Raw genomic sequence first — 24,678 nt, 5'->3', positions numbered from 1 at the left:
CGGCACCCTCCGTCATGACGCGCCCATGGCCCCCAGCACACCCCATGGCCGAGAATGATGTGCATGGTCTCTGCACGTACCTCCGCCGCAGCGTCGGCCGGCAGGCCGGTGATCGGGCTGCGGGAGCGGAAGAAGATTCAGACTCGGCAGGCGATCCGGCGGGCCGCCTACCGGCTCTTCGACGAGCAGGGGTACGACGCCACGCCCGTCGACCAGATCGCCGAGGCCGCCGATGTCTCGCCCAGCACCGTCTTCCGCTACTTCCCCACCAAGGAAGACATCGTGCTCAGGGACGCCTACGGCACCGTGCTGGAGGCCGCGATCCGGAGCCGCCCGGTCGGCGAACCGGTGGCCGAGACCCTGCGGCAGGTGACCCTCGCGGCGTTGCGCGCCCTGGGCGCCGGGGACCGCGGTGAGCTGGTGCGGCGTGCGCGGCTGATCCGCGACGTTCCCGCGGTGCGCGGTCGTACGGCGGAAACCCTCGCGCGGGACACGGAGTTGATCAGCACGGTCCTGGCCGAGCGGGCCGGGCGTCCGGCCGGTGACCTGGAGGTGCGGGTGATCAGCACGGCGATTCTGGCGGCCCTCCAGGAGACCCTGTTGCGCTGGGCGGAGGAATGCGGGACACCGGGGTCGGCGGGGAGCCGGGCGACGGACGGCGGGCCCGCCGAGCTGGAGGCGATGGTTCACCGCACGATGGACCTGCTGACGCGGGGGCTGACGCTTTCATCGGGCTGAGCGGCGCCCAGATGCCCGGATGCCCGGCCGCCCGGATGCCCGGATGCCCGGATGCCCGGATGCCCGCGGGCAGCACTTCCCGGAGCAGTAGCGCCGTCCCCCTCAGCGGTGGCACCGTCCCCTGGAACGCCCGGTTCCTGCGCGGACGGTTCGGGGAGACGGGGGTCTTGGACGGCCGGTTCTTGCGCTCACGCCTCGCCGAGGCGGGCCGCGAGGCGGGCCCGGAGTTGGGAGAGCCGCGCTATCCGGTCGTCGAGGTCGGCCAGCCTGCGCCGGGCCACCGTCTCCGCCGCGCCACACCGCTGTGCACCGGGATCCCGGGGTATCAGCTCCGGCAGCCCGCTCGGCGGCAGGGTGTGCAGCAGGTGCGCGAACGCCCGCACGTCACCGACCGTCAGCCCCGCCTCCCGGAGATCGCGCACCGCCCGCAGGCGGCGGACGTCCTCGGCGTCGTACTCGCGGTGCCCGGCCGGCGTCCGCCGGGCCGTCAGCAGCCCCTGCTGCTCGTAGTAGCGCAGCGCACGGGGCGTCATCCCGGCAGCCGCCGCCGCGTCCCCGATCCGCATCCGCCCCTCTTCGGTACGCATGTCAGCAGGCGGCTTCCCGGCCGAAGTCGGCGTCACCCAGGGCGCGTTCGATGCCTGCCGCGCAGTGCAGGACGTACGGATCCGCGCCGAACGGGCCGACGATCTGGAGCCCGAGCGGCAGTCCGCCCGCGGAGCGGCCCGCGGGGAGGGCGACCGATGGCAGTCCCGCGTTGCTCCACGGCAAGCACATGATCGACGAGCCGGTGGTGCCGAGGCCGAGCGGCGCCGCGCCGGTGGCGGCCGGGGCGATCCACAGGTCGATGCCGACTTCCGTGCCCGCCGCGGCGAGCCGGTCGCGGAACGCGGCGCGCCGCACCCGGGCCGCTTCGTAGTCGGAGTCCCCGATCGAGCGGCCCTCCCTGATCGCCTCGGCGGTCTGCTCCCGGTAGAGATCACCGAAGCGTTCGAACCAGTCGGCGTGCGCGCGGGCCACCTCGTAGCGGTTCATGGTGAACAACTGCGTGGCGACGTCGGCGAAGTCGTCCATCAGCGGCACCTCGCGGACGGTGTAGCCGGCCGCCCTGAGCAGCGCCCGCTGGTCGTTGAGTGCGGCCAGCGCCTCGTCGTCGGCGCGCCGCAGGTACGGGCCGACGGGCACGCCCAGCACCGGGAGCCGCGCCTCGGTACCCGTCCCGTCCTGCGGGGCCACGGGCCAGCCGTCGCAGAGCACCGACGCGGCGAGCGTGACACCCGCGACGTCCGACGCGAAGCACCCCAGGGTGTCGAAGCTGACGGCGTTGGGGATCACCCCGGCGATGGGGATCCGGCCGAGGGTCGGTTTGAAGCCGACCACCCCGCAGTACGCGGCGGGCCTGATCATCGAGCCGACCGTCTGCGTCCCGATCGCCAGCGGCACCATTCCGGCGGCGATGGCCGCGGCCGATCCGCTGCTCGAACCGCCCGGTGTGTGGGCCACGTTGTGCGGATTGCGGGTCGGCCCCGGCGCGGTGACGGCGAACTCCGCCGTCACCGTCTTCCCGGCGATCACCGCCCCGGCGGCGCACAGCCGGTCGACGACCGCAGCCTGCGTCCCGGCGAGCACTCCCGGTGGCAGCGCCGACCCCGCGCGCGTCGGCAGCCCGTCCACCCGCACGATGTCCTTGACGCCGACCGGCACGCCGTACAGCGCGGGCTTGGCGGGCCGGTTGCCCAGGTCCGGCGCGCCGACCGTCGCGCTGTCCCACGCCTCGGCCGTGCGGCGCGCCGCCTCCAGGAGCCGGGTGCGCCGCTCCGGTTCGGGGACGAAGGCCCGTACGTGCGGGTCGACGGCGTCGATCCGGTCGCAGGCGCGGCGGGCAGCGTCCACGGGATCGTCCGCACCGGACCGCAGGGCAGCGGCCTCTTGGACGAGCGATCTGTGCCGGAGGAAGCTCTTCACCCGTGCAGGCTACAACCGGCCGCCGCGGACCCGGCCGGTTATCCACAGCCCCCGGCCGACGTGCTTCCCGACGGTTCCGCCGCCGGCTTCAGCGGACACGTAACCGGCCGGTCCGACACTCGCCTTCGGGTTCCCGCACGGCCGTCCGCCTCCCCCCCTTTCCGCTCACAACTCCACGATGACCGCGCCCATATGACGTCCTTCGGTCAGCTCGCGCAGCGCGGCCGGGGCCTGCTCGATGCCGTGCAGCCTGGCGTGCGGGAAGGTGAAGGTGCCGTCGCGCAGCCCGGCTCCGAAGCGGGTGTGCCACTCGGGGATCAGGTCCAGGTGGTCGTAGAGGGCGACGCCGCGCAGGGTGATGCTGCGGGCGAGCAGCGACAGGGTGTCGATCTCGGTGGTGGCCGGCACGTCGGTGGACATCTGGCTGGCCAGCGCGCCGACGATCGCCAGGCGGGCGCCCCGGTTGGCGAGCGTGATGGCGGCCTGGAGCTGCTCGCCGCCCACGTTGTCGAAGAGCGCGTCGATGCCCTCAGGGGCGGCGCGGCGCAGCTGCTCCTCCACGGGGCCTGCGCCGCGGATGACCACCGCGTCGTAGCCCAGCTCGTCGATGAGCCGGTCGGCCTTCTGCTGCGATCCGGTGCTGCCGATGACCCTCTTCGCGCCCTGCTGCCGGGCGATCTGACCGGCCAGGGTGCCGACGCCGCCGGCCGCCCCGGTGATGAACACGGTGTCGCCGGGCTTCACTTCGGCGCCGCGGACGATGCCCATCCAGGCGGTGGGGCCCTGCGAGAGGTAACCGGCCGGGTCAGGCAGCAGCCCGGGGGTGATCTTGCGGACGGCCGAGGCGTCGACCAGGGCGTACTCGCGCCAGCCGAGGTGGTGTTCGACCTGGTCACCAGGGGTGAGGTCGGTTCCGGGTGCCGCGACGACCTCGCCGATGGCCGGCCCGTTCAGCGGCTCGCCGATGCCGAACGACGGCATCGGCACCGAGGTGGACTCGTCCATGAGGGTGCGCATCACGGCGGCGACCCCCATGAGGGTGTTGCGTACGAGGACCTGCCCCGGGGCGGGCTCGGGCACCGGCAACTCGACGATCTCGAACAGCTCGTCGGTGACCGGGCCCTCGGGGCGGGCGGCCAGGCGGACTTCGCGGTAGGTGCGGTTCGTCATGGGGAGAGGCTAGAACTTGACGCGCGCGTCAAGGTCAATCCCGTCTCTGGGCCTAGGGCTTGAGCGTCCCTGGGCCTAGGACTTGCGAGGGAGGCGCCACCGGGAGGCGCCACCGGGGAGCGCGACGGCACTCCCCCGTGACCCCTGCCCCCGGATTCCGCTCAGCTCCGGAGCCGGGCGGCCAGTTCCTCCGGGTCCGTGGTCGGCCGCTCGCAGGTGAAGTGGCGGCACACGTAGGCGGCCGGTTCGCCGTCGACCAGGGGGCGGTCCTGGAGCAGCGGCACCTCGCCGGCGTCGTCCGACCCCGGTGCGCCGAGCGCGACGACCGCGCCCGGTGCGGTGCCGAGCAGCGCGGCACGGTGCAGCGCCGCGGTGGCCGGGTCGCCCTGCGGCCCGACGACGGCGACCTCGCGCGGCCCGTCCAGCGCGGCTTCGGCGACGGCGAGTCCCCAGCCGATGAACCGGGGCGCCCGGCCGCCCAGCGCCGTCACGATGGCGAGGGCCCGCTCCGCGGCGTCCCGGTGCAGTGCGCTGCCGGTGAGCGCCCCGTAGGAGAGCAGGGCGCCGGCTGCGGCCGTCCAGCCGGAGGGTGTGGCGTTGTCGGTCGGGTCCTGCGGGCGGCGGATCAGCGCCTCGGCGTCGGACGCGGTGTCGTAGAGCGTGCCGTCGGCGGCGCTGAACTGGACCAGCACGGTGTCCAGGAAGAACCCGGCGAACTCCACCCAGACACCCTCGCCGGTGACGGATGCGAGGGTCAGGAAGCCCTCGGCGACGTTCGCGTAGTCCTCCAGGACACCGGAGTTGTTGCCCGGCACGCCGTCCCTGGAGGTGCGGTGCAGCCGGGCCTGCCAGTCCATGTGGACGCGCACCAGGAGGTCGGCGGCGTCGGTGGCGGCCTGGACGAGATCGGGGCGGTCGAAGTAGGCGCCGGTCTCGGCGAGCGCGGCGATGGCCAGGCCGTTCCAGGAAGCGACGATCTTGTCGTCCCGCCCCGGGCGCGGTCGCTCGGCGCGCGCCGCGAGCAGCCGCTCGGTGACCGAACGCAGCCGTTCGGCGTCGACCGGGCCGCCGGTGTCCGGGAGTTGGAGTACCGAGGCGCCCTCCTCGAAGGTGCCTTCCTCGGTGACGCCGAAGTGGACCGCGGCGAACTGCGCGTCCTCCTCGCCGAGCGCCTCCCGCAGCTGCCCGGGGGTCCACGCGTAATACGCGCCCTCGGCGTGCCGCCCCGTCCCGTCGTCGCTGTCCGCGTCCAGCGCGGAGGCGAAACCGCCTTGTTCGGTGCGGAGTTCACGGACCATGAAGTCGGCCGTGCCGAGCGCGATGCGGCGCGCCGACTCGGACCCCGTGGTCCGCCAGAGATGTGCGTACGTCCGGCACAGCAGGGCGTTGTCGTAGAGCATCTTCTCGAAGTGCGGCACGGTCCACGACGCGTCCACGGAGTAGCGCGCGAACCCGCCGCCGAGCTGGTCGTAGATGCCGCCGCGGGCCATCGCCTCGCAGGTCGCCTGAACCATTTCCAGGGCGCCTTGGGATCCGGTGCGCGCATGGTGGCGGAGCAGGAACTCCAGCACCATGGGCGGCGGGAACTTCGGTGCACCGGCGAATCCGCCGTGCACCGCGTCGAATTCCCGGGTCAGGCCCATCAGCGCGCCATGCAGGTCCTCCGGGCGCGGCGGACGCTGCTCGGCGGACTTCAGGGCCCCGGTGAGGGAGCGGCCCGCGAGGTCGGCGACGATCCGGCCGGCCACCTCGCCGACCTCGTCACGACGGTCGGCCCAGGCGCTCCGCACCCCTTCCAGGACCTGCCCGAAGGACGGCATGCCGTGGCGCGGCGCAGGCGGGAAGTACGTACCGAAGTAGAACGGTTCGGCGTCCGGCGTCAGGAAGACCGTCATCGGCCAGCCGCCCTGCCCGGTGGCCGCCTGTACGGCCTCCATGTAGACGGCGTCGATGTCCGGGCGCTCCTCGCGGTCGACCTTCACAGCCACGAAATGCTCGTTGAGCAGCGCGGCGGTGGCGGGGTCATCGAAGCTTTCGTGGGCCATCACGTGGCACCAGTGGCACGCTGAGTAGCCAACCGATAGCAGAACGGGTACATTGCGCCGCCGCGCTTCCTCGAAAGCCTCCGGCGTCCAGGGCCACCAATCGACGGGGTTGTCGGCATGCTGAAGCAGATAAGGCGAGGTCACACCAGCCAACCGGTTCATGCGCCCCAGCCTCTCACAACGCCCACCCCACCCGGCGAAGCCCGCACGGCTCCGCCTTGCCTGCGGAACCGCACTCGCGCGCCCCCATGAGACAGACGAGAACTTCGCCGTCGTAACAACTCACTTGGGACCAAAATACTGTTGAGGCTGCTCGCTGGTCGGCCCTGAAGCGTCATACGGGTGAGCCGCGCAGGTAGGCGGTGCGCCTCGGGCGAGAGGGATGCGGTGACCGCCTGGGGTGGCAGTGAAGGGGCGGCGATGCATACACAGATCAGCGCGGAGCAGTACGGAAGCTGGTCCGAGGGGCAGTGCGCCGGCATTGAGGTCGTGGACGGGGCGGTCGTCGCGAGCCCGAGCACCTCCAAGCGTCACAACCGGCTGGCCCGAATCCCGGCCAACGCCCTGGACGCCGCCGCAGGCCCGGACTGGCATGTCGACACGGACTTCGACGTCCGTCTGCAAGACGTTCCGCTCGCCAGCCGTCATCCGGATGTCGTCGTCTACCGGGCGGAGACCATCGGTCTCACGCCCCCGCCCCGAACATGCACTCCTCACCGTCGAGGTCGTGTCGCGCGGTGGCCGTCCCGGAGCCGGCCGTGCCCAGGACTGTGGCGTGTCGGCACCTGGGGCGAGGGGCCGGATGGGAAGTCCGATGCGGATGTGAAGGAGACAATGGTGGGGCCCCGGAAGGGGTAGGCCAGCCGGCGCGGCTCGGTGTGTGGCCAGAAGCATCTGGTCGACACCGGCGGCATCTGTGGTGGCGTCCGTGCAGGTCATCCGTAGATACCAGGGGCCCCTCTCCACCTGGGACTGCCACACCACCGAGCGGGAATCCGGCTCTGTCGAGACCGATGTGTCGGCCGTTTGCCGCATTCGCTCCAAGAGCGTCTCGTTCCACCACCGCAGCAACGTTCCGCGGACTGAGCCCCACGGGGCGGAAGGTTCGCGGGACGGCAATGCGTGTGAAGACACCGGCGCACCGTGTCCACGAACTGGAGTCACGGAGCACGTTGCGCCACGGGGCACTGGCGCCCGCGGCGCGTACAGATTCCTCATAAACACCAGTCGTACGCGGCTCACCTTGGGGACCACTCAGCAGCGGAGAGAACCTACGTGCGCAGCTCGGGGTCACCCCCGCAGGCGCGAGGGCCACAGGTGCTGACCTGGTTCCTTATCCGCGTCGAGCCATGAGCTGGGCGGCGACTGGAACGAGCGAGTCCCATTCCACTCCCGCTCACGTACGACACCAACAATGAGCAAGGGCCTCACCTTCCACATCCACGCCCCGCCCGGTACCTCACCGACCATGAGGGCCTCACCCTCAAGATGATGCGCCTCCGTCAGCGGCTCCTTCCGTGTGCCGGCTCATGTCCGCCGCAATTGCGCCCAGGCGCCCCAGCGCCCCAGGAGCAAGTGGTGGGAGCAGAGGGATCGTGTAAGTCCACGCGTCGGATCTCAATAGCCTCAGCGCGATGTGTCGAGCCGTCGCCTCGGCAGGGGGACTGCCATCGCCGGACGTCCGGGCGAGTGCCAGGCAGGTCCGGATCACCCGATCGTCGGCAAGGCTGTCCGTGGCCAAAGCCACCTGGGTGCCCGCCAGGTGTGCAGCGGCGGTGCGGAGCGTCGTCGATCGGACGTCCGGCGTCCTGGCCTCGTCAGCGTGGCGCCACACAGCGGCGGTATCGCCATCCACCGCGGCCAGCAAGGCCAGTTCCGCGGAAGGCTCCTGTCCCGGCTGGAGGGGGCGTCGCCATCTGTCGGTCGAGCTTGCGACGACGTAGGTGTCTTCGTCTGGAAGGCAGCCGAGCCGTGCCAGCAGGGTGAGGACGGGCATCGACTCTGTCGGCCACAGCATGGAGGGGGCGGCCACGCACAGCGCGGCACGGTGGAGTGCGTCGCTCAGTCGCGGGGCGGGGTGCCGGACGTCCGGGAAGGCGAGAAGTAGCGCCGCCAGTTCGGGGAGAGGGGTCCGTGGGCTGCCTTGCCTCCCGGCCTCGATCCGCTGTGCCAGGCTCTCCACCAGAGGTCCTGCGACGCGTGCCGCTCCCTCGGGACAGTGTCGTACGAGCCCGGCGGCGACAGCCGTCAGCGCCTGCCGCCTCTGCGCAGCGTTACCTCCCGTTGCCATCGCTGAAGCTGCGGGCTCGTCCCCGGTGTGGGCGAGTGCCTGGGCCACGACGTTCGCCAGCTCGGGGGCGGCGCCGTCGGGCACCAGGCGTGCCGCCGCTTGGGCGTAGCAGGTGCCCAAGTCGTCGTTGCCAGCGAGGGAGCAGCCGAGGGAGAGGGCCGCCAGGTGCCGCGCGCGGTCACATGTGTCGGGCATGTTCTGCGCGAGCGCTTCGGCCTCGTCCGACTCGCCTGCCGCGCCCATGGCCTGGCAGAGGTCTGCCGTCCAGTCTCTCGGGAGGGGTGGGTTGTTCGCGGGCATCGAGGACTGTGCGGCAGGACAGTCCCGCAGGGCCGTCTCCAGCAGTTCTCGGCTGCGCAGGAGGTTACCTGCACCCAACTGGTCATCCGCCTCCAGGAGTAGGGGGAAGTGAGAGTGATCGGGGTGCGGGCCGTCGCCGGGGGGAGGCAGGCCGACCGACCTCCGGTGCGTGTCCGAGCGCCGGGGCATGGGTTTGTTCCTGGCCGGGGGCGGCCTCCGCGCACCTTCGGGCTCCGCCTGTGTCGTCTGCACCGCTTGTACTGCCTGTGCCTTTATGCGCCCTGTGCGCGTCGACCTAGGAGAGTCGCGCTCCTCTTCCCAAGCCACGCGCTCCTCTTTCCTGACCTTGCGCTCGGCGTCCTTAGCCCTGCGCTCCGCCCTCCTCTTCTCGTCGGCAGCAGCCGCCGCTTCGCTGTCCCGTCGTGCCCTGTCGTCCTTGGCTGCTTCGAGGACCCGCTGCGCCCGTTCCAACAGGGGATCCCCGAGCACCCCGATGCGCAGTTCTTCCGGCAGGGGCTCCATAAGGCGTCTGATGCCGTCGAGGCCGTCCCTCATGACGCCCGCGTCGGCCACCGCCTTGGTAAGGCGCTCCAGCGTCCCGGCCAGTTCGCGGCGGAGGTGGGCCCTATCGTCTTCGGACAAGGAATCGGAAAGGGAAACGGGATCCCTCAGCGCCTCAATCGCCTTGCGCATCCGGACCAGGGCCTTCCGCATCAGTTCGGCGGCCGGGCGAGGCCGCTTGGCGGGGAGATCGATGAGCGCCGATGCTGCGGTGGCCAGGACGTCGACCGCTCCCAGCCCATCCGCGTCGCCGAGTTCCTCGCAGAAGGCCTCGATACGATCACCGGCGTACGGGCCGAGGAAAGGCGCGGCCCGCGCCAACGCACCCCAGAGATCTACCGCCGCGGTCCGGGCACGCATGCCACCCGCACTGAGCGTCTCCGCCCGGTCGTGCAACACCGCTACAGCATCCAGATCTTGCGCCAAATCCAGCATCCCTGCCGCCTCGATGAGCACTTCCGTCCCGGCCGTCGGGTCCTGGAGCACCGCGCGGAGCAGCAGTCGGGCTCCGTGAGGAGCGTTCAGCGCCGCGAGCGTGCGGGCGGCGCCGAGGAGCCGTGCGTGCGACTCGGGGTCTCGGAAGGTGCCGGGAAAGCCCTGGTGGGCGCGGTCACGGGCCAGCCACTCGACTGCCTCCCGTACGACGGCGACGGCGTCCAGGTCGGCCCGTCCCGTGTAGGACTGCCCCGCGTACACCATTTCCACTGCCACGTCCGCCAGGTGTACGGCCCTGGCGACGGCCGTGGGTGCGGAGCGGGCAAGACCGCGTGCGCGCTCCGCGTCCCCCAGCCTGACGAAGAGGGAGGCAGCCCCGTCAGGTACTTCGCATGTGTCCTGGCGCAGCAGAAACCGCGCGGCGCAGAGCGGTACGAGAGTCGCCAGACCGCCACCGACGGACGTGGCGTCCGCCGCTCCGCTGATCTCCGCCTCGAAGGCTTCCAGTTGAGCGAACGCGGCGTCCGGCCCGGCCGTGCGGGCGAGTCGACGCAGCCGGAGCATATCGAGGACGTACGCGGTGCGTTCGGCGGTGTCGGTCAGCAGACGGAGCTGATGCGCCAAGGGGTATGGGGGCGTACCGTCCGGCCAGCCGGCCGCGCGCCATCTCCGTGACCAGGCCAGCAGTTCATGGGTGTGCCGCAGGACCCCTGCCTCCCCCAAGTCCTCGCGAACCGCGCGGACGAGACGGAGGTCGGCCAGGGCATACGTCCGGGACACCGGATCGTCGGTCACGAGGGCGCGCCCCGCCGGTACCTGCGCCAAGCGGTCGAGGTGCTCTGCGGGGATCCCGGTCAGCTCCGCCAAGTCCGTCGTACGCAGGCCGCCGCCCGCCACGGCCAGCAATCCCGCGACCGATTCGCCCAGCGCGGTGGTGTCCGGCGGTGGCTGTCGGATCAGCGGTACCCCTGCGACAGGTACGAGGGTCCGCAGGTATCGGCTCTGACGCAGTGGGTGCCGTACTGGGGGAACGTCGGCGGGGAGGCGGACGCAGCGCCGGAGGGAGACAATGACGCGCATGCCGGGTGGCGGACGGGAGGGCAGGAGAGCGGCGATGCTTCCGCGCACGGGCCTCTGTCCGGTTCCGGCCGATCCCTTGGACTTGGTGGCATCGGCTCCGGACTTGGCCTCTGACCCGGTCCCGGGGAAGGCCTCAGCCCCAGACTCCGGCGTCCCGCTCTCGACTGCGAGGCCCGACCAGGCCACGTCGTCATCAAGTCCATCGACCACGAGCAGGAGCTTCCGTCCGTGGCGTGCGCTCTTCGCGGCGGCTTCGGCGAAGAGAGCCTTCCACTCCCGGGCGGTGCTCGGGGCGGGGCTCCCGGACCTGCCGAGGAATTCGTCGATCTGGTCGACGATTTCCTCCTCGAACCCGGCGCGCGTGTCCGTGCTGTGGGCCGCGGAGACGAAGAAGGTCAAGATGTCGGTGTCGGCCGGGGGTTGCCGACAGACGTAGTCGGCGAGCAGCGCGGTCTTGCCCACGGGAGCGTCGGCGTGCCAGCACAGATACGACGGCGCCTCAGCGCGGGAATCCCGGACGAACGAGTTCATCTCCGTACGCTCGTCCGTTCGCCCCCGGACCTCGACCGCAGAGGTGTCGGGGGCCGAACGATGCAGCCGGACGAAGCGGAGGCCCGGGTTCGCACGCCGCCGGTTCGCGAGGATCTGCCGTTCCTGCGCGTTCCTTGCTTCGCCCTGAGCCGCACGCAGGGCGGCTTCCCACTCGACGTCCGAGTACGTCGAGGAACCGGAAGCGTGCTGCAACTTCCCTACTACGGACCAGAAGTCACGCGCTCGCGTCGGCGAGGGGACCGTCCTTCCCCCAACCCAGTCCCTCAGCGTCGAGGAAGCGATCTCCAACTCCTCAACCACTTCTTCGGGGCGCATCCGCCCTGCGGCTTCCCACGCCCCCTTCAGCATGTCGCGCAGCCTGTCACGCGCGCGCCTCGACGAAGCCGCCATCGCCCCACTCCCGTTGCTTGCTCACTACCCGAAAACTCGGCCGTCCTCGTATGAGTTCAGTAGGTCCTACCTGCGGAAATCGTGGCGCGGTAGTCAGCACAACTGTCCGTCGCCCAACACCGTCGCGAGTCTGAAGCCATCACCACAGCAGCCGAACCCGGATCCCGACAAAAGGATGTCCCGTGTCCCAGCTCCCCCAACTGCTCTATTACACCGCGGCTTTGAGCGGATGCGTCGGCCTTCTCTACAGGGGCGTCCTGTTCGTCGTGGCTCTCGTCTCCGTCCTCGCCTCCACACCGGAGCGACGCAAGGACGCGCGGACGACGCTCAGCATCCTCGTACGCCGGCGGTCGCGTTGAGGGGTATGCATCCAATACCGTGCGAGCCGGCCGCACCCTCGCTTCCAGCGAGCCCTGCTCAAGCGAATCGACTGCATAATCTTTTGCCGGAACTCGGGTGCTTGAAGTGCTCTTATCGCGCAGAAAATTCATCATGGGCCTCGGCGTGGCTTGAAGTTGCCTGCTCAGCAAGGGACTTGGTGTACAACTTCGCCTGTGCTGCTACCTGCCCAAGCCGTGCCGGCGCCTGCCGCTCTGCACCCACGGAGTGGGAGGTCTCGACACGGAAGGAGCGACATGGGCAAAGCAGCACGTGGATGGCTGGGGCGCCACGGAGAGGATCTGATCCTCATGGTGGTAGCTGCAGTGGTGGCCAAGGCGGTCGATTACCTCTGGTAGACGGCCGTTCTCGACGCAAGGACGGCGTCGAGAACGGCCTGCCCCAGCAGTGGGTGGTTCCCGTTCCGAGCGCACGGGACGGGAACCACTCACACCTCGCCGGTCTACCGGTGGGGTGCTGCCGGGGTTGCCGAGACATCGGCAACCCCTCAGTTTAAACCCTGGCCCGCTGTTATCCGGTCGGCTAGTTCAGATGCCTGCGCGAACGGGGAGCGTCGAGGCCAAGAAAGCGCATTCCCGCTGGCAGCGGGAATGGCCCGTCGGGAGCCTGAAGGGCTCTGGTTGGGCTTTTCCCCGCGTGGGCGGGGGCGTCCCGCACTCCTACTTCCGCGGAGCGCTCGGAGCACGGCGAGAAACGGAGAACACGTCCTTGCTGCCACCCCCGCCTGCTAGTTTCCTGGCTGTTGATCCAGAAGGTGGTGACACGAATTGCACGAGGCTCGACCGCTGAATCCTGCCGGGCAGCGACCCAGCTGGGATCCTCGCTTCAAACCCTGTATCCCCACCGTCACCACCGTCGGTGCGACCGCACACCACTCCCTGTGTGGACTCTTCGCCCAAGCCGATGACCTGGCCGCCCTCGACTGCGCCTCACCGGGCGAGACCGTCGCCGTCATCGAGTACCTACTGGCCATCTGCTTCGCCTCCAGCACCTGTCCGTCCTCTGACGAGGAATGGCGCGCCTGGATCCTCGACCGAAGGAACCTCGCGCCAGCCGCCAAATGGCTGGCGGATCAACCGGCAGACTCCTGGGACCTGTTCCACCCCACAGAGCCCTTGGCACAGAACTCCGAACTGGCGGCGGACCTTCGCGAGAGCGGCACCGGAACAGCCCAGCTGGTCCTCGAACACGCCGGTGACTACAACCAGCACTTCGACCACCATCATCTCGAACTCGATAATCCGCTCCCGGCGGCGGACGCGTTCCGCGCCACTCTCACGCAGCACGTCTACGGCCCTTACGGGCGGGCCCGTATGTCCGGACGACGGCTCGGTGCCAAGGTCACCAATCTCACAGCGGGTCGGCTGACGGGACGGATCCGGGTCGTCGCCCTGGGGGAGACGCTCGGCGAGACTCTGCGCCTGAACCTCTATCCGCCCGACGGGCCGGGGGAGCCGCTCAACACCTCCTGGACCACGGCCGGCTTCGAGCGGCGCACGTTCGAGGAGAAGGCGAAGCCCCGGGCGCCGCGAAGCTCCGCGGACCTGCACAGCTCCCTGGGGCGTTCCGTGCTGCTGCGTCCGGCGCGCGGGCCGCACGGGCAGGTCATGGTCGACCGGGTCCTGATCGGAGCCGGCGAGGTACTGGATCTGGACCCGACGCGTCATCTTCAGGATGCCGTATACAGCAAGACGACGAACGGCATATCGAAGCCGCTGTGGCCCTCCCCCAGCAGGGCCCTCTGGCAACAGGCCCACGCCCTCTACAGCGCCGTCAAGGACGACCGGACCGGGACGTACGCGCGACTGCGGTCCCTGCTCCCGTACAAGCGAACGAGGCCGGGCGCCCCGTACCAGCTCTGGGCTGTCGGGCTACTGACCAACAAGACGCTTCCCGTCATCTGGACACACGGCGCCTACCCCTACGCCCCGGGCATGGCCGCGCACCTCTACCGGGCGTCCAGCCGGGGCTCGGACATCGCCGAACACATAGCGCGGACCCTGAAGTACGCGGCGATCGTCGCCGCAGAGACCGCGTTCCCGGCCATGCGAGCCGCGGACGAGGCCGGTCAGGTGGCGCGGCTCGACGCCCGGTATGCCTTCTGGCCCTCGGCCGAGCACCCCTTCCACGAATTGCTGGACGAGGTGATCGACCGGGGGTTTGAGGATGACGACGACCCGGTGTCCGCACCATTGGTCGCCTACGCACTGGAGTTGATGAACACGGCTCGCACCCAGTTGCTCCAGCGCCTGGACGCCCTGCCGCCCAGCGACCTCAATCACCGTGCGCGGGCCCGGGGCGTGCAGCTCTTCGAGGCGGCCATGTCCGGTGAGCAGGCCCCGGCCGAACTCCGAGGGGAGACCGCACTTGACTGAGCAGAGTCCGCCGGCCGGGATGGGGATGGAGCAGCCCCGGTTCCCGCACGACAGCACGGCGCTCACCGCCTGGCTCACCGCTCTCGTCCGCAACCGCGAGTACGGGACTCTCGCCGAGCTCCGCCGGGCCCGGGTCCGTACCAACGCGCACATCCGCGCGGGCTGGTACGGGGGCGACGACCACCGCGACCTTTTCGAGCAGATGGCATTCCTGTTCGCGATCTACCATCAGGGGCGCCCCACACCCTTGTATGGCCATGGCAGCCTCGGCGCCGCGGCCCGCAGGATCGGGGACGGGACCGGGCGCGGGCCGGACAATCCCGGTGCCCAGCGGCTCCTGGACCGTGTCGTCGCCAGTCGGCGCATCCCCTGGCGCCACCTCCAGCACGCGGTCACTCGGCTCCGGTCCTGCGAACAGCCGCCACCGTCCTGGATCGGCCTGACCGAGGACCTCATCAAGTGGAACGACCGCCAGGCGCGCGTCGCTTACCAGTGGTCGGTCGAGTTCCACACCCCGCCGGGGGCGGCAGGGAAGCACCGAACGAACCGATGACGCGATTGACGCCTCCACCAACGATTCGACCGACGACGCGGAAGGACACCACCTCGTGACCGAATCACCTCGGAGCCAGTTCCTCTCCTTACATCTCATCGAGACCCTGGCTGCGGTCCTTCCGGTACGCGACGAGAACGCGCAGCCGAAAACCCTGGTATTCGGCGGCGTGGAGCGCCACATGATCACGAGCCAGGCCCGCAGGCGTGCCGAGCGGGTCCACGTCCGTAACCGGGCCAACGCCGGCCGTGGGGCGCTCAGGGGACGGAGCATGGGCGTCCGCACCCGGGAGTGGGCGCTCCTGGCCGGACGTGAACTTGAGTCCGCTCATGGCTGGGGCAGGGACAGGGCTCTGGTCACGGCCCGGGCGGTGATGGAGGGAAGTGGTCTCAAATTCGGCGACCCGAAGAAGAAGACCGTGGCCAATCTGACCAAGGTGCTCATCTTCGCGCCGTCCGACGCCGGGGCAAGGATCGCGCGCCACATCGCCGGTCGGGCGGCGGAGGTCGAGGAGTGGCGCGACACGTATCTCAAAGCTCAGGCTCAGGCCGAGGCGACGAAGAAGGCGCGTCGCGGAGCCAAGAAGAAGGCCGCGACACCACCGGAGGCGGAGGAAGAGGCCACGACGGAAGCCGCCGCGGCCGTCGCCCTTCCCCCGCTGCCCAAGGCCACACGCGATGCCGTTCTGCTGGCCCTCGCTCCTCGCGACGCCGTGGACATCGCTCTTTACGGTCGTTTCCTCGCCGAGATTCCCGACTCGCCGAACGTCGACGGCGCCGTCCAGACGGGGCACGCCTTCACCGTGCACGAGTCGGAGCAAATCGAGGACTTCTACGCAGCAGCCGATGACGCGAAGCTCGATCGCAAACGCAACGCTCTCGACTTTCTCGACGCCGCGGACGACGCGGGCGCAGGCATGACCGGATACCAGTCACTGATCTCCGGCACCTTCTACCGGCACGCGGTTCTCGACCGCACACAGCTACGCACCAATCTACGGGTGGCTGGAATGGACGAAGCCGAGGCCGAACAGGCCGCGTCCGAGGCCGAGAAGGAGTTCGTGAACTCCTTCGTGGAGGCATTTCCGGAAGCGAAGAAGAACTCCACCGCGTCCACCGGATCACTCCCGGCGCTCGTCCTCGCCTTCGAAGGGGAACGCCCCTACAACTACGCGTCCGCCTTCCAGAAGCCGGTAGATGAGGGGCCCTTGTCGACCGGCAGGGAAGGACCGGCGGGCCCCGCCGCCGTACGCAGGCTGCTGCGCCACCACGCCTTCGTCAGCCGCCGTCGCGACGATCTACGTACCGCACGGGTGCTCACGTACGACCCCGAGATCGACCTGCTCCTGGGCGAGCTGGGACTGCCGGAGTCGCTGTCCGTGGTGGAGCGAGCCGAGGACCTCACCCCGTGAGCGGCGCGAACAACTCGCGCGTCCTGCTCGTCCGGCTGGCCGGACCTCTGCAGTCCTGGGGTATCACCGGCAGGTTCGCCCGTCGCGACACTCACAGCCGTCCCACGAAGTCGGGCGTGATCGGCCTGTGCGCCGCCGCTCTTGGGCTGCCGCGGGAAGAACCCCTCGGGGAACTCGCCGAGGTGCTCTTCGGGGTGCGGGCCGACCGGCCCGGCACCCCGCTTCGCGACTACCACACGGTCGGCGGTGGAACGTATCCGCTGCGCCCGCGTGACCTCATCACCGACCACCAGCGAGCTGCCAAAGTGACGACGGACCCGTTGTCGGTCCCATCGTTGGACGCCTCGGAGCCCGGTCCGTTCGGCCGCGGGGAGCTGGAAGCCTGGTACGGCTCGCCAAAGTACGTCACCGCCGACCCGACGTCAGGAACCCTCGTCTCCGGAGAGGTTCGCCGCCATAGCCTGATCACAGAGCGCTGGTACCTCGCCGACGCCGCCTTTCTCGTCGGTCTGGAACACCCGGACACAGCCCTCCTGGAACGTATCGCCCACGCTCTGGAACACCCGAAGCGTCTGCTCTGGCTCGGCCGCAAGGCCTGTCCGCCATCGGGGGACCTCGCCGTCGGCATCGTTCCGGGCTCCCTCCGGGAAGCGTTCGAGACACACGCCCTGCTTCCCGACGCCGTCGGCTACGAAGGTGAGCCGCCGGCTGCCGTGACGCGCGTACGCCCATGGGCCTGGATCGAGAGCCCGCGACCGCTCCCCGGTGTCGGCCCCCTGTCCGACCAGCCTGTGCACTTCGGGGCGGACGGGGGCACCCACGGCCTCCGCTGGGAGACCCGCCGTCGCATCACCATCGCCGCACACGCCCGTGGATGGGACATCATCCTGTGAACACGACCGCCGCCGAGTCGAATGCGCCGTCAGGTGCGGGTGGGACCGCCAGGTTCGTCGCCGCGCAGACCCTGCTGACCCTGGATGCCCGGCATCCGTTCGCCGGTAAATCACTCATCGACGCACAGGACATGCACCGGACCGTCATGAGCGGCTTCCCTGGCTGGCTGGACGACGGCAGCCCGGACCCGCGTGCCCAGATGGGCATCCTGTCAACCTGGACCATCGACCTCCGTCAGGCACGGCTCAACCTGGTGGTCCAGTCGTCACTCCCCGCTGACTGGAGCGGCATCCCCCGTGCGGCCCTGGCCGAAAAGCCGGAGCCCCTCACCGTCGACCGCACCTTCCGCGTCGGCGACCAGGTCGCCTTCCGCACAGTCATCAATCCGGTCCACAGCATTCCGCCTCCACCAGGCTCTCCGCCGAAGACCCGAGGTACCCGCGTCCCCCACACACGCCCTGAACACGTGAAGGGGTGGTTCGCGCGCCGCCTCCAACCGCCCGGTGAACCCGCGATCGCCCCGGACGGTGTCACTCGCATCGGAGCGGACGCCGACACCGACCGGATCGCCGTGCGCATGCTCCCGCGCGTCTCCAGCCCAGCACCGCACAAGAGCCTGCGCATCGCCCGCGCAGAAATCAAGGGCACCCTCACGGTCACCGACCCCAAAGCATTCGTCGCGGCCCTCACCCAGGGCATCGGCCACGCGCGTGCGTACAGCTGCGGGCTGATCCTCGTACGCTGAACCACTCAACCGCTGACCGGGGGCAGACTTCTGGACGTGGCAGCCGAGCACCAACGGATGCGGGGCATCGTGCGGACCTCGGGACCGCCCCCTCGCATATGCGCGGGAACCACACAGGTCGTCGCGGCCATCGACCTCACCACCGTGGGCGGCGGCTGCGCTGGACGGAGCTGGCCCGGCGGGTCGGCGGTCCGGTACCCGCAGCTCGCACCGACGCCCGTCCGCTGGGAACGCTCCTCAACAGCCGCAGGGACGCACTGGCCGGAGTGACAGTCGCTCCACTGGTCAACTACCTCGCGGATGGCGAAAGCCGCCCCCGCCCCAGCCAGATTGGTACCGCCCGCATGAAGTCCATCGACCACACCCACGCGGTACCACTCCTCCCGCGAAATATCTGCCCGTCTCGCGGACGCCTCCTCTAGCGCTCGGCGCCGGCGGGAGAGCTCTCCAGGTACGAGCAGATCTGGACGTAGTGTTCGGGAGCCCGTTCGGGAGAGGCCGCTAGCTGGTCGGCGACCCAAGCGTTTATCTCTCCGCCTATCCGGTCTCCTTTTATAGTCAGAACAGCACTCCTTGTTAACGCTCCAGGTCAGGACTACCTGGTTGCGTTCACCTACTGACAGCAGTCACACGAGCTGTATCCGACGCTGAGCAGCACCGGCACATCGCGCCGCCGTGCCTCGTCGAACGCTTCGGCGGACCACGGCCACCAATCGACCGGGTTGTCGGCGTGCTGGAGCAGGTACGGGGACGTCTCATGGGCCAGGCGGTTCGGCATGTGCCCATCCTCTCCCAACCGGGTGCCCGGAACGCGGAGCGGGCGGTTGCGGGGAGTTATCCACAGCCCTGCCGGAATTCTTGCGGAAGCGGAAGACTGTGCGGACGACGCGATCACCGGCCGGCCCGCCCGCAGCGGCAGGACCGGCCGGGGCCGCAACGCAACGACCGATCGACGCGAGGACCGAACGAACCGAGAACCGCACGTGCGGGAACTGCTGGAGGGGGATGGGCATGCCGGGCTCACTGGCTGAGTGGCGCGAAGGCCACCGGGCGCAGGCGGACGAACTGCTGGCGCGGACCGTCGAGGAAGAGGTGCGCCGCTCCGGCGGCCAACTCGACGGGGGCGCGCTGCTGGGGAGGGCGAGAGCCGCTTGGGACGAGATGGCGGGCGCCGCGTCCGAGGAGTACGCCGCCTACGTCGGCGCCCTGGACGACGCGGCTGCCGGGCGGCGTCCCCTGGCGGCGCGGCTGTCCCGCAAGGAGCTGGGCACCCCCGCGGTGGTGACGGCGGTGGCGGCGCTGGCCGCCTTCGGCGCGGACGTCGCGTACGGCACGGGCGTGGGCGCCGCCTTCGGGGCCGGGGCCGCGGTGGTGGTGGCCGGCGCGGTGAGCACGGTGGTGAAGCTGACGGCCGGGCACTGGCCGGCCGCGTACCGCCGGGCGGGGGTGCGGGGCCGGCCGGGTGGCCCGGAGCAGTTGCGGCTCCAGTGGCTGACGGCGCTGGAGGTCCGCGGCATCCGGCCGTTCCTGGACCGGCAGCGGATGCCGACGGCCGCCACGGCCGGGGCCGGGCCCGCCGCGGCGAAGACGTCCCTGGTGCCGCAGCTGCGTCGCACCAACCGGAGCGCGGCGGCGCGGCAGCGGTCCGTCCTGGAACAGTCCTTCTCCCAACTGCCTCGGGAGGACGGCATCTTCGCCGGCCGCCGGGCCGAACTGACGCAGATCACGCAGTGGGTGCAGGCGGCCCGCGCGAGCACGGAGACCAAGCCGACGGTGGTGGTGCTGCACGGCGAGGCGGGTTCGGGCCGGACGGCGCTCGCCGTGCGGGCCGCGCATCAGCTGCGCGACCAGTTCCGCGGCGCCTGTGTGGTGGACGTGCACGGCGACACCCCTGGCGAGACACCGCTGCCCACCCGGGACGCGCTGCTGCATCTGCTCAACCGCCTGGGCGCGCCGCGCGAGCAACTGCTGTTCCGGGAAAGGGCCTCGCCGGACCAGCAGCTCAAGCGGCTGACCGAGCTGTACCACCAGCATCTGACGGGACTGCCGGTGGCGGTGCTGCTGGACGACGTGTCGGACCCTGAGCAGGTGCGGCCCCTGGTGCCCGACCGTTCCGACAGCCTGGTGCTGATCACCTCACGCGAGCCGCTCCCGCTGCCGTCCGACCTGCGGGCGTGGGTGCACCACCTGCCCGTCGGGGCGCTGGAGGCCGCGGGCACCGAGGAGTTGCTGCGTGCGTCGGCAGGGCGGACCGGTGGCGCGGCGGCGGGCGGGCCCTACGACGCGCGGGCGATCGACGAGATCTCCGTGCTGTGCGGCGGGCTGCCCCTGGCGCTGCGGGCCGCCGGTTCGTCTCTTGGCAGGCGCACTCCCGCGGGGCTGGCCACCGATCTCGCCGAATACGGCGCGCTGCCCCCGGTGGAGCGGGCCCTGTGGCTGCGCTACTCCGACCAGCAGGCCCCGGCCAGGCGGCTGTTGCGGCGGCTGGCCCTGGTGGGCCGGGCGAGCCTGGGGGCGGCGGCTGCGGCGGCGCTGCTGGGGGTCGAGAACCCGGAGGCGGAACGGCAGTTGGCGACGCTGGCAGCTGCGGGCCTCGTCGAGCACGTGCGCGGAGCGCGCTACCGGCTGCACGGTCTGGTGCACCGCTTCGCGCACGCCAGGCTGATGGACGAGGAGGAGTCCGGCGAGCGCAGCGCGGCCCAGGAGCGGCTGATCCGCGCCTATGCCGAGCTGGCCGACTCGGTGATCCGGCTCGTCGACGGCCGTACGTCGACCCGCGCCGACCGCTTCGGTTCGCACGGCTTCACGTCGCTGGACGCGGCCCTCCAGTGGCTCGACGACGAGACCAGCTTCATCACCGCGGCGCTGCGGCACGCCGATCAAGGCGTCGATCAGGCGACCGTCTCCCACCTCCTGGGCGCGCTGGCCGACTACTGCCTGCTGCGCGGCGACCTCTACCGGCTCGGCGAGCTGAGCGAGCTGACCCGGGCGGTCGGCCAGGGCCTGCTGGTGCGGTCGGTCCAGTGGCGTACCGGCGTCGCCGCCCGGCAGCTCGGCGAGCTGGACAAGGCGCGTACGACCCTGTCGTCGGTGGTCGATCTGTACTTCCAGGCGCAGCATCCGGCGGGCGCCGCCCGTGCGCTGCGCGATCTGGGCATCACCCTCCAGCAGCAGGGCAACCTCACCGATGCGGCGGCGAAGCTGCGGGAGGCCCTGGACCTGCAGGCGACCCCGGACCTGCACGGCGACCGGGCGTGGACGTTGCACGCGCTGGCCGCGGTGGAGCGGGACCGCGCGCGGCCGGCGGCGGCCCTTGACCTGCTGCGGGAGTCCCTGGAGCTGCACGAGGAGAGCGAGAGCGTGCACGGCCAGGCGTGGGCGCACTTCCAGCTGGGCCAGGTCCATCTGCGGCTGGGTGATGTGGCGCACGCCGAGGTGTCACTGCAGTCCGCGCTGGACCTGTACGGCCGCACGCACGACGAGCGTGGTGAGGCATGGGCGATAACGCAGTTGGCGCGGGCCAGGCTGGCGGACGGCGACACCGGCCCCGGCATCGACCAGCTGCGTCAGGCGCTGCCACTGCACCGCGGCAACGAGGACGTACGCGGTGAGGCGTGGACGATGTACTACCTCGGCCAGGGCCTGGAGGAGTCCGGCGAGCACGACGCGGCACTGCGGCAGCTGGAGCGTTCACGGAACATGTTCAGCCGCATGCAGGACGGCTACGGCCTGGCGTGTGCGCGGCATCACGCGGGCCGGGTGACGCGTGAGCTGCGGGCGCAGCAGACCGGCTCGCTGCGCAACAGCGGCTTCGCCCGGCAGTTGTTGCAGGACGCCAGGAAGGACTTCCAGCGGATCGGGGTGCCGCACGGCGAGGCGTGGTCCTGCCTGGAGTTGGTGATCATCGACGCGGGCAACGGCCGGAGCGTGCAGGCGCTGGAGCTGGCCGACGAGGCGGCGCGGATATTCGACGGCTACGGCGACCTGCGCGGCGCGGACTGGGCGCGTTTTCTGCGGTGCACGCTGCTGCCGTTCGCGTCGCCCGGTGGTTCGGTGATCGGTACGGCGGTGGCGCGGGAGGAGTTGGCGCAGCTCGTACGGGACGGGCACGGCGCCCGCGATCCGAAGCTGGCGGACTGCGCGGAGGCGTTCGGGCTGCTGCTGGAGCGCGGGGTGGAGCCGGAAACGGGGTGGCGGGCATGGCGGCTCGGGCTCGTGCCGAACCGCCATGCGCGCGAGGTCATGGGAGTGACCGTCGCGCCGCCTGTCGCCGAGCAGTGATGCCGCGTCCGGGCCGTCGGCGCTCCGCCGCCGGTCCGGACCGCCGGATCAGCTGGTCTTCGGCTTCGCCGTCTGCGCCGCCTTCGGAGCGGCGGGTGCGGTGCTGCCCGCCTCGCCGTCCTTGGACGACTCCTCGAAGTCCACCTTCTTCATGTGCCGGTTCATGGACTTCATCAGCAGCCACACGGCGCCGCCGATGACCGCGAAGACGATGAAGCCGAGGACGCCGGGGGTCACTTTGTCCTTGTCGAAACTGTCGGCAAGGGTGACGAAGTGCGTCAGGGCGAGGGTGCTTGTCGCGCTCATCATGGGGTCAATTGTTGCGGATGCCTGCGAAGAGGTCGTCCTCGGGGAGGGATGTGTCGACGAGCGACTTGGCGAGCTCGTATTCCTCCGTCGGCCAGACCTCCTGCTGGATGTCCATCGGCACCCGGAACCACCCGCCGTCGGGGTCGATCTGGGTGGCGTGCGCGATCAGCGCCTTGTCGCGGATCTCGAAGAAGTCGGCGCACGGAACGTAGGTGGTCAGGGTGCGCTCGCGCTGCTCGAACTGCTTCCAGCGCTCCAGCCACTCGCCGTACGGCGACTCCATGCCGCGCGCGAGCAGCGATTCGTGCAGCGCCACGGTGCGCGGGCGGTTGAAGCCCTGGTTGTAGTAGAGCTTCTGGGGCTGCCAGGGCTCGCCGGCCTCCGGGTACCTGTCCGGGTCGCCCGCCGCTTCGAAGGCCACCATCGTGATCTTGTGGGTCATGATGTGGTCGGGGTGCGGGTAGCCGCCGTTCTCGTCGTAGGTCGTGATGACCTGCGGCTTGAACTCCCGGATCAGCTTCACCAGCGGCTCGGCCGCCGCTTCGACGTCCTGGAGGGCGAAGCAGCCGTCGGGCAGCGGCGGCAGCGGGTCGCCCTCGGGCAGACCGGAGTCGACGAAGCCGAGCCACTCCTGCTTGACGCCCAGGATCTCCCGGGCCTCGTCCATCTCCTTCTTGCGCACCTCGTGGATGTGCTCCTCGATGTACGGATCGCCCTGGAGTTTGGGGTTGAGGATGGAACCTCGCTCACCGCCTGTGCAGGTGGCGACCAGCACGTCCACCCCCTCGGACACGTACTTGGCCATGGTGGCCGCACCCTTGCTCGACTCGTCGTCGGGGTGGGCGTGGACCGCCATCAATCGCAGCTGCTCAGTCAAGACTCGATCCTCAGTGAAAGGCTGGAGAAGATGCCTCCTATAGTGACCGAAGCGAGGGGGCCATGTATTCCCTGGGCGAGGAAGCCCACGAGGCCGGTGTTCCCGGCCCCCCGTAGCAGGAGGACAGAAGATGACCGCGGTGCGCGACGGGCTCCCTGACGGACGCTACGGCCGGACCGCGGACCAGCGCTCCGACCGCAAGCTCAAGATCATCGGTGCGGTCTTCGGTGCCGTACTGCTCGGCGTGATCGTCTGGTGCGGTGCCTCGTACATCGCGGGGCAGGACCTCAGCGGCCGGGTGATCACCTGGGACGCGGTGTCCGACAGCGCGGTCAAGGTGCATCTGGAAGTCGTCAAGGACGCGGACGCGAAGGGCGTGTGCACACTGCGGTCGCAGTCCGAGGACGGCGCCGAGGTGGGCCGCAAGGACGTCACCGTCGACCAGCGCGGCAGCCAGGTGGACACCGAGGTCACGGTGCGGACGACGGCCCGTGCCACCAATGCCGTCCTGGTCGGCTGTACGGCCTCCGGCGGCAACTGACTCCGGCCCCGCGGCGCCCCGTTTTCCCGGCCGCAGGAGGGCACCGCTCACTGCGGATCACTGGCTGACCGGCCCTGACCAGCGGTGACGCTTTCCCGCGCGTTCCTTGCCGATTTCCCCTTCCCCGTTTTGTGCCGGAATTGTTAGGCTCGTGGTTTCGCCCACCCGTGAAGGCGCAATCCTTCCTGGTAGGGCGTTTGATGTATTCCCCAGTACGTACCGACGAGGAGCACCCGTGACCCAGACCAGCGAAAGCGTCACCTGGCTGACCCAGGAGGCGTACGACCAGCTCAAGGCCGAGCTGGAGTACCTGTCTGGTCCCGCACGCACCGAGATCACCGAAAAGATCGCGGCGGCCCGCGAGGAAGGTGACCTGAAGGAGAACGCCGGGTACCACGCGGCCAAGGAGGAGCAGGGCAAGCAGGAGCTTCGCGTGCGCCAGCTCACCCAGCTGCTGCAGACCGCGAAGGTCGGCGAGGCCCCCGCCGCCACCGGCGTCGTCGCTCCCGGCATGGTCGTCACCATCGCGTTCGACGGAGACCCGGACGACACCCTCCAGTTCCTGCTGGCCTCGCGGGAGTACGCGAGCTCGGACATCGAGACCTACTCCCCGCAGTCGCCGCTGGGTGAGGGCGTGAACGGCAAGAAGGTCGGCGCCGACGCGGAGTACGAGCTTCCCAACGGCAAGAAGGCGAGCGTACGGATCCTCGACGCCACCCCCTACTCGGGCTGAGCCTCGCCCCTCGCAGCGCCTGACAGCGGCCCGG

At 70.4% G+C, this 24,678-nt stretch carries 17 protein-coding genes and 2 pseudogenes; 11 read left to right on the top strand and 8 right to left on the bottom strand.

The window, feature by feature from the left end; translation table 11 throughout:
- Positions 1–63: 63 nt before the first annotated feature.
- Positions 64–738, top strand: a complete 675-nt coding sequence (locus ACIBK8_RS00190; RefSeq protein WP_399039243.1) for a TetR/AcrR family transcriptional regulator — start codon at positions 64–66, stop codon at positions 736–738.
- A 188-nt stretch (positions 739–926) separates the two neighbouring features.
- On the opposite strand, the gene ACIBK8_RS00185 is transcribed toward ACIBK8_RS00190, so the two are convergent.
- The 4 genes from ACIBK8_RS00185 to ACIBK8_RS00170 all read right to left on the bottom strand — a co-directional run bounded on the left by ACIBK8_RS00185 (position 927) and on the right by ACIBK8_RS00170 (position 6,080).
- Positions 927–1,325, bottom strand: coding sequence for a MerR family transcriptional regulator (locus tag ACIBK8_RS00185; protein WP_393682962.1), 399 nt, complete (start codon positions 1,323–1,325; stop codon positions 927–929).
- Position 1,326: 1 nt separating this feature from the next.
- Positions 1,327–2,703 (bottom strand): amidase, encoded by a 1,377-nt coding sequence (locus tag ACIBK8_RS00180; protein WP_399039242.1) that lies wholly within the window; start codon positions 2,701–2,703, stop codon positions 1,327–1,329.
- Positions 2,704–2,868: 165 nt separating this feature from the next.
- Positions 2,869–3,873: a zinc-binding dehydrogenase gene (locus ACIBK8_RS00175; protein ID WP_399039241.1), complete on the bottom strand. Its 1,005-nt coding sequence runs from the start codon at positions 3,871–3,873 to the stop codon at positions 2,869–2,871.
- 161 nt (positions 3,874–4,034) lie between these two features.
- Positions 4,035–6,080: a thioredoxin domain-containing protein gene (locus ACIBK8_RS00170; protein WP_399039240.1), complete on the bottom strand. Its 2,046-nt coding sequence runs from the start codon at positions 6,078–6,080 to the stop codon at positions 4,035–4,037.
- A 258-nt stretch (positions 6,081–6,338) separates the two neighbouring features.
- Between ACIBK8_RS00170 and ACIBK8_RS00165 the strand changes: the two are divergent.
- A pseudogene (locus ACIBK8_RS00165) lies at positions 6,339–6,657 on the top strand (Uma2 family endonuclease); the annotation flags it as partial.
- 744 nt (positions 6,658–7,401) lie between these two features.
- On the opposite strand, the gene ACIBK8_RS00160 reads toward ACIBK8_RS00165, so the two are convergent.
- Positions 7,402–11,484: a hypothetical protein gene (locus ACIBK8_RS00160; protein WP_399039239.1), complete on the bottom strand. Its 4,083-nt coding sequence runs from the start codon at positions 11,482–11,484 to the stop codon at positions 7,402–7,404.
- 224 nt (positions 11,485–11,708) lie between these two features.
- Between ACIBK8_RS00160 and ACIBK8_RS00155 the strand changes: the two genes are divergently transcribed.
- From ACIBK8_RS00155 to ACIBK8_RS00130, 6 genes are all read left to right on the top strand, one after another.
- Positions 11,709–11,885 carry a hypothetical protein gene (locus tag ACIBK8_RS00155; protein WP_399039238.1) on the top strand — a complete coding sequence of 59 codons (177 nt, stop codon included), beginning with the start codon at positions 11,709–11,711 and terminating at the stop codon, positions 11,883–11,885.
- A gap of 807 nt (positions 11,886–12,692) precedes the next feature.
- Positions 12,693–14,300 (top strand): type I-E CRISPR-associated protein Cse1/CasA, encoded by a 1,608-nt coding sequence (locus tag ACIBK8_RS00150; RefSeq protein ID WP_399039237.1) that lies wholly within the window; start codon positions 12,693–12,695, stop codon positions 14,298–14,300.
- The gene (casB, locus tag ACIBK8_RS00145) at positions 14,293–14,853 is read left to right on the top strand and encodes a type I-E CRISPR-associated protein Cse2/CasB (RefSeq protein ID WP_399039236.1); all 561 of its coding nucleotides are present in this window, start codon (positions 14,293–14,295) and stop codon (positions 14,851–14,853) included. The genes ACIBK8_RS00150 and casB overlap by 8 nt, the downstream gene beginning before the upstream one ends.
- Positions 14,854–14,908: 55 nt before the next feature.
- The gene (locus ACIBK8_RS00140) at positions 14,909–16,264 is read left to right on the top strand and encodes a type I-E CRISPR-associated protein Cas7/Cse4/CasC (protein ID WP_399039235.1); all 1,356 of its coding nucleotides are present in this window, start codon (positions 14,909–14,911) and stop codon (positions 16,262–16,264) included.
- Entirely contained in the window at positions 16,261–17,157 is an 897-nt protein-coding gene (gene cas5e / locus ACIBK8_RS00135; RefSeq protein WP_399039234.1) for a type I-E CRISPR-associated protein Cas5/CasD, read from the top strand. Before ACIBK8_RS00140 ends, cas5e begins: the two co-directional genes overlap by 4 nt.
- On the top strand, positions 17,154–17,903 hold the full coding sequence (locus ACIBK8_RS00130; RefSeq protein WP_399039233.1) for a type I-E CRISPR-associated protein Cas6/Cse3/CasE: 750 nt from the start codon (positions 17,154–17,156) through the stop codon (positions 17,901–17,903). The genes cas5e and ACIBK8_RS00130 overlap by 4 nt, the downstream gene beginning before the upstream one ends.
- 619 nt (positions 17,904–18,522) lie before the next feature.
- Here the strand turns inward: ACIBK8_RS00130 and ACIBK8_RS00125 are convergent.
- A pseudogene (locus ACIBK8_RS00125) lies at positions 18,523–18,681 on the bottom strand (DUF255 domain-containing protein); the annotation flags it as partial.
- 233 nt (positions 18,682–18,914) lie between these two features.
- On the opposite strand from ACIBK8_RS00125, the gene ACIBK8_RS00120 reads away from it, so the two are divergent.
- On the top strand, positions 18,915–22,184 hold the full coding sequence (locus ACIBK8_RS00120) for a tetratricopeptide repeat protein (RefSeq protein WP_399039232.1): 3,270 nt from the start codon (positions 18,915–18,917) through the stop codon (positions 22,182–22,184).
- A 48-nt stretch (positions 22,185–22,232) separates the two neighbouring features.
- Here ACIBK8_RS00120 and ACIBK8_RS00115 read toward each other — a convergent pair whose 3' ends face one another.
- Positions 22,233–22,493 (bottom strand): hypothetical protein, encoded by a 261-nt coding sequence (locus ACIBK8_RS00115; protein ID WP_393682968.1) that lies wholly within the window; start codon positions 22,491–22,493, stop codon positions 22,233–22,235.
- A 4-nt stretch (positions 22,494–22,497) separates the two neighbouring features.
- Complete coding sequence (mca, locus tag ACIBK8_RS00110; RefSeq protein ID WP_399039231.1) at positions 22,498–23,370, bottom strand: mycothiol conjugate amidase Mca; 873 nt, start codon at positions 23,368–23,370, stop codon at positions 22,498–22,500.
- 130 nt (positions 23,371–23,500) lie between these two features.
- Here mca and ACIBK8_RS00105 point away from each other — a divergent pair, with 130 nt between their 5' ends.
- Positions 23,501–23,911: a DUF4307 domain-containing protein gene (locus ACIBK8_RS00105; protein ID WP_399039229.1), complete on the top strand. Its 411-nt coding sequence runs from the start codon at positions 23,501–23,503 to the stop codon at positions 23,909–23,911.
- Between the two features lie 235 nt (positions 23,912–24,146).
- Entirely contained in the window at positions 24,147–24,644 is a 498-nt protein-coding gene (gene greA / locus ACIBK8_RS00100; protein ID WP_393682974.1) for a transcription elongation factor GreA, read from the top strand.
- Positions 24,645–24,678: the final 34 nt, after the last annotated feature.

It is taken from the genome of Streptomyces sp. NPDC050161 (assembly GCF_044460025.1).
Classification (GTDB): domain Bacteria; phylum Actinomycetota; class Actinomycetes; order Streptomycetales; family Streptomycetaceae; genus Streptomyces.
This window is presented reverse-complemented; position numbering and strand designations above follow the sequence as displayed.

Excerpts from the sequence above, each read along its gene's own strand:
- ACIBK8_RS00160 (WP_399039239.1), bottom strand. The coding sequence starts at position 11,484 with ATGCTGAAGGGGGCGTGGGAAGCCGCAGGGCGGATGCGCCCCGAAGAA.
- ACIBK8_RS00170 (WP_399039240.1), bottom strand. The coding sequence starts at position 6,080 with ATGAACCGGTTGGCTGGTGTGACCTCGCCTTATCTGCTTCAGCATGCC.
- ACIBK8_RS00185 (WP_393682962.1), bottom strand. The coding sequence starts at position 1,325 with ATGCGTACCGAAGAGGGGCGGATGCGGATCGGGGACGCGGCGGCGGCT.
- ACIBK8_RS00175 (WP_399039241.1), bottom strand. The coding sequence starts at position 3,873 with ATGACGAACCGCACCTACCGCGAAGTCCGCCTGGCCGCCCGCCCCGAG.
- ACIBK8_RS00105 (WP_399039229.1), top strand. The coding sequence starts at position 23,501 with ATGACCGCGGTGCGCGACGGGCTCCCTGACGGACGCTACGGCCGGACC.
- ACIBK8_RS00115 (WP_393682968.1), bottom strand. The coding sequence starts at position 22,493 with ATGATGAGCGCGACAAGCACCCTCGCCCTGACGCACTTCGTCACCCTT.
- ACIBK8_RS00120 (WP_399039232.1), top strand. The coding sequence starts at position 18,915 with ATGCCGGGCTCACTGGCTGAGTGGCGCGAAGGCCACCGGGCGCAGGCG.
- ACIBK8_RS00190 (WP_399039243.1), top strand. The coding sequence starts at position 64 with ATGGTCTCTGCACGTACCTCCGCCGCAGCGTCGGCCGGCAGGCCGGTG.